Below are 4,685 nucleotides of genomic sequence, written 5' to 3'. Positions count from 1 at the left end.
AGTTCATAACCCCAGAAGCCAAATAATCCGCCGATTCCGGGCGGCAATTGGGGCAACGTTACCGGGTGAAACGGCTTTAGGCAGTAAGCTAATGCCTGAAACGGATCGCCTTCAAACGCGATCGCTCTGCCGTCACGGTGGGTTTGCGTCGTTTTATTTCCTCTCGCCTCCAACACCCACAAAGGATCGCAGCCGACAAAACTGTAGCGACCTACTTTTTCCCCACCTTCCACGGATTCCAGTAAAAAGCTATAAGGCTGTCCAGCACAGACTTTGTACCAAGCAGACACGGGTGTATCTAGGTCTGCCACCCATTCCTGATACACCGGCACAAAATTACCCTGTTTAGCCAGATCGGAAAATTGGGAAAAATCAGGAAAAATCATAATTTTCTTGCGTTCTGGATCGAGGCGATTCGCCCTAGCGCCGCCATTATTCATCCAGGGTAAAACAGAAATGGGCGCAAATGGGAAAAGGGAAGAACCAGACGCTTTAGTTCATCCTTCATCTTTCTCCTTTAGACTCTCGTATTTTTGTTTTATCTAATTTCCCCAACTTATCGGGGAGTCTTGGAGGATAAGTCGTGGGGAGCAAATATAGCAGTTCTCAGTTGGGTGGAATATCTTGTGGTTCTAATGTTTGATAGGCGCTTTTGGATTGTCATGCTCCTACAGATGTATCGCACCCAAATGAGAATTGCGATATCTGAATTCAAACTGTTAACCCAACAGAATTGCCCTTGCTTCGCCCATTTATCGCATCATCTTTAACGAAAAAGTAGGGTGGATGCCCACCCTACTAATGCTAAATAATTAAAAAGGTGCTAAACGTCGTAAGTCGCACGACCGCTAAACTTAATCGTTGGCGGTTCCGGGTTGCTACCAATGTTCCGTTCTACCTTATTCACATAAGGACGACCTTGATTGACTTTCTCTGGGAAGACGCCATCCTTCGGATGCAGATACTCCATTTCACCGTTCGGGAAGACACGGTAAATCTTGTAGTTGTTGATTTTGAACTTGGCTCGGAGTACCTGACCGCCTAACATGATGCAGTATTCTTTACGTGCTAGGTATAGCACGTTATCACCTTGGTTCATGATGGCAGAGCCACCAGTGGGCAATTCAAATACTTGCTGTTTCGGGCTTGTCCAAGTGATGGCGTACTTTTCTTCTAGTTCAGCTTTGGTGAGCAAACCGCCGGTACCGCCGCCAAATATGGGGGTTTGTCCAGTAAGAGTTTCTGGCATAGATTTTTCTCCCAACGTTTTAGGGCATCCTATCACCGAGGCAAGGCCTGTCTTGCGAGTCTGTCAAGAACTGTAACAGTTTGTCATTAGCCATTTAGTCATGAGTCATTTAGTCATTAGTCATGGGTCATTAGTCAAGCACTGCTGACTACTAATTGCTGACTAATTTCATCAAAGACTACTGACTGCTGACTGTCTTGCCGCGATAGGGACGGTAAAGTGAAACTGACTACCTTGGTCTTTACCGGCGGATTCAGCCCAAATTTCACCGCCCCAACCCGTGACAACTTGGCGACAAATCGCAAGTCCCAGACCAGTACCGCCAGTAGTTCGCCGCAGAGCGCCTTCTTCCTGATAGAACCGATCGAAGACAGCCTCCAGCCGGTTGGGTTCAATGCCACGACCTGTATCGGCAACCGTAACTTCCAGCATTGAGCTGTCGTTACACTCAGCGAGTATCGTAATTTTTCCTTGAGGCGTTGTAAATTTGCAAGCGTTGTCCAGCAGTTTGGCAAGCACCTCGACCAGCCACTCCCCATCCGCTCGTACTAAAGGCAGCGAATCAGACACTTTAGTAATAATCTTTGGTAGCTGACCATCGGAATTGCGGGCGCGGATACTGCTGAGGGCAAGATCGATGCACTCTGGCAGCGCTAGGGGTTCTGGATGCCATTGCACCCGACCACTTTCTAGGCGAGAAAGGGTGAGGAAATCTTGAACCAGTTTACGCATCCGCTCGGCGTCGGTGAGAGCGGTACTGAGCATCACTTGCCGCATCTCCGGGGGCATATCAGGTTCGCTCGCTAGACTTTCCAGGCAGACTTGGATAGTAGAGAGGGGGGTGCGGAGTTCGTGACCTGTAATCGCGACTAAGTTGCTGCGAGTGCGATCGAGAGCTTCTAGCTGTTGGTTGAGGTCTTCCAGGTTCGCGTAGGCTTCGGCTTGAATCAATGCCCCGGCGATTTGAATAGAAATGGCTTCTACAAGTTCTAGTTCGTCGTCCTGCCACTCGTAGGGGGTAGCACCGCAATGATGCAGCTCTACTATCCCCAGTAGTCGATCCTGATATAGCACTGGCATCATCAGCCAAGACTGAATAGCAAAGCGGCTCGCCAGAGTTTGAAGTGGGCGATTGGAAGGAAGTTCCGACACTCCTACCGATATTCCTGCCGACACTCCTACAATGCGAGGGTCGATATGAGTATCGGCAACATAAACTCGCTCTCGGTTCTGCACAACTTCCTGAAATAGAAGATTTTCCTGTAAAGGCCAATCCTGACCGAGTGCAGAGGCAAGTCGAGAATTCCCGTTATCGGTCACTTTCAAAAATTCATGGTTAATCGTGGCAGAAGTATCGATTTCCCCGGCACGATAAATCAGACACCGGCAAGCAAACAATGCCTGTCCTAATTCCTGTACGGCAATGGATAGAATTTCATCCGGGTGTAACGGCTGTCCCGTATGGCTACCCCGCCGGATGGCAGCCGTAATCGAGTTGACTAGGCGTTCTTTGCGTTCTTGGGCGGAAATTGAGCGATAAGCTTTGAGCAGCTTGTACTGCCCCGCTTGCAAGTAAGTGACTAGGCACTGAACAAAGGGGTCGGGATTGTCGGTTAGAGACTCTGGAGTTTGGGCGGAGGGTTCCTTTGCCGCCTGTGGCTGTACGGAGTTTTGAACTAAAAAATTCTGCCGATTCGCTGCTTCCCGATCGGTTTTTCCAAAGGAAGTTTCTAAAAACTCTCCCCTCGAAGGAATGCCGTAAATATTTCGTGCTTGAGCGAGCTTTTGAGCCAATTCCGGACGGTACTGCGAAATCCGATTGAGTAATAATTCAGCAACGATGCAACTGACTTGCCGATCGAACGTCCAGATTCCCTCAAACCGGCGGGCGGGGTCTATCCCTTCAAACGATGACATCCGCAATCGGGAGGTGGTTCGAGGAAGGTCAGAAGTGCGGCGGCTAGGGGAAAACGCGGGTGCGATTCCTTTTCTAGCTGCGGTCTTTCCTCTTACACCCTGACGCGATCGCCCATCCTCTGTTAGGTTTCGTTCTCGACAAACCAAGCAGGTAGCATAATTCTGCCCGATCACCACTAAGTGCCACTCTTGACTTAAACCATCGGTCGGCTCAAAAGCAACAGTTTCATAAGCTTCCGAACTGTTGCTAAAGTCGGTTTCTGGGGCTGCCAGCACATATAACTGCTCTGTCCGTTCTGCAATCCGTCGATAACGGTGAGCTTCCTGACGATAGAAGCGCTCTCGCTGGAAACTGGCAATCACCAGATGCTGGTCTAAAGATGCCAGAACCTGGTCTTCCATCGCATGAGATAAGGCGATTAAGGAAGACTTGAAATACATTTGAGGTCGCAGCTGGGGCAGGACTTGCAGCAAATCTGCCAGCACAGAAGTCGGGATGATCATTTAGTAATTTGCCGAGTTTCGTACCCGTTCTATGCCTATCGTACAAAAGAGCGTTCCCTACTAACGGTTTGAATATTTCCTTGTAATCCGGTTTTAACGATTGTAAATTCTCACAAAATTGCTTAACTCCACGTTCAAGAGGAGGAAAATCACGTTTTTGTGAGTTCTAGTATTGGATGGCTGTGAGTTGAGGGAAACTCAATGGTTGCATTAATAGGGGTTTTGGGAAGCGATCGCGACTCCAAAACCCCTCGCCACAAGAATTTCTTATGTCAATCATTAATCCTCCTTAAGGGGGATGTCATGACTAAATGGCATCCGATCGATGCAAAAACTTCATTTGTATTAACATTTTGTAATTTCTTATACGAATTTCACAGTTCAGTTTGCATAACTTATCATCAACGAGCAATTGACAAACACAAGATTATCCGTTTGCGGGCATTCGAGCGCCACGTAATGAGGACACACCCATGACAAGCACAGCCACGCCCACAGCAAGTCTTAATAAATTTGAAAAATTCAAAGCAGAGAAAGATGGTCTGGCGGTAAAGGCAGAAATTGAACATTTTGCCCAGGTTGGCTGGGAGGCGATGGACGAAACAGACCGCGACCACCGACTCAAGTGGGTAGGGATTTTCTTCAGACCCGTTACGCCCGGAAAATTTATGATGCGGATGCGGATGCCCAGCGGTATCCTCACCAGCGATCAAATGCGAATGCTCGCCGAGATTGTGCAGCGTTACGGCGAAGATGGCAGCGGCGACATCACCACCCGGCAAAATATCCAACTGCGGGGAGTCCGAATCGAGGATGTGCCAGAAATTTTCCGACGGTTAGAGCGAGTCGGGATGACCAGCATTCAGTCGGGGATGGATAACGTCCGCAACATCACGGGTTCGCCAGTTGCGGGGATTGATGCGGATGAATTGTTTGATACGCGAAGTCTGGTGCAGCAAGTCCAGGACATGATTACGAATCATGGGGAAGGCAACAAAGCTTTCAGCAATCTGCC

2 protein-coding genes and 2 pseudogenes are annotated in these 4,685 nt (G+C 48.9%); 1 reads left to right on the top strand and 3 read right to left on the bottom strand.

Annotated features, from left to right (window positions below; genetic code table 11):
- The 3 genes and pseudogenes from H6F50_RS01405 to H6F50_RS01395 all read right to left on the bottom strand — a co-directional run.
- Positions 1 to 386: pseudogene (locus H6F50_RS01405) on the bottom strand (anthranilate synthase component I); the annotation flags it as partial.
- A gap of 437 nt (positions 387 to 823) precedes the next feature.
- Complete coding sequence (locus tag H6F50_RS01400) at positions 824 to 1,249, bottom strand: photosystem I reaction center subunit II PsaD (protein WP_190425504.1); 426 nt, start codon at positions 1,247 to 1,249, stop codon at positions 824 to 826.
- A gap of 171 nt (positions 1,250 to 1,420) precedes the next feature.
- Complete coding sequence (locus H6F50_RS01395) at positions 1,421 to 3,670, bottom strand: DICT sensory domain-containing protein (protein WP_190425501.1); 2,250 nt, start codon at positions 3,668 to 3,670, stop codon at positions 1,421 to 1,423.
- 473 nt (positions 3,671 to 4,143) lie between these two features.
- On the opposite strand from H6F50_RS01395, the pseudogene nirA reads away from it, so the two are divergent.
- Positions 4,144 to 4,685: pseudogene (gene nirA, locus H6F50_RS01390) on the top strand (ferredoxin--nitrite reductase); the annotation flags it as partial.

Origin of the sequence: Coleofasciculus sp. FACHB-712, from assembly GCF_014695635.1 — a bacterium.
GTDB lineage: Bacteria > Cyanobacteriota > Cyanobacteriia > Cyanobacteriales > FACHB-T130 > FACHB-T130.
This window is presented reverse-complemented; position numbering and strand designations above follow the sequence as displayed.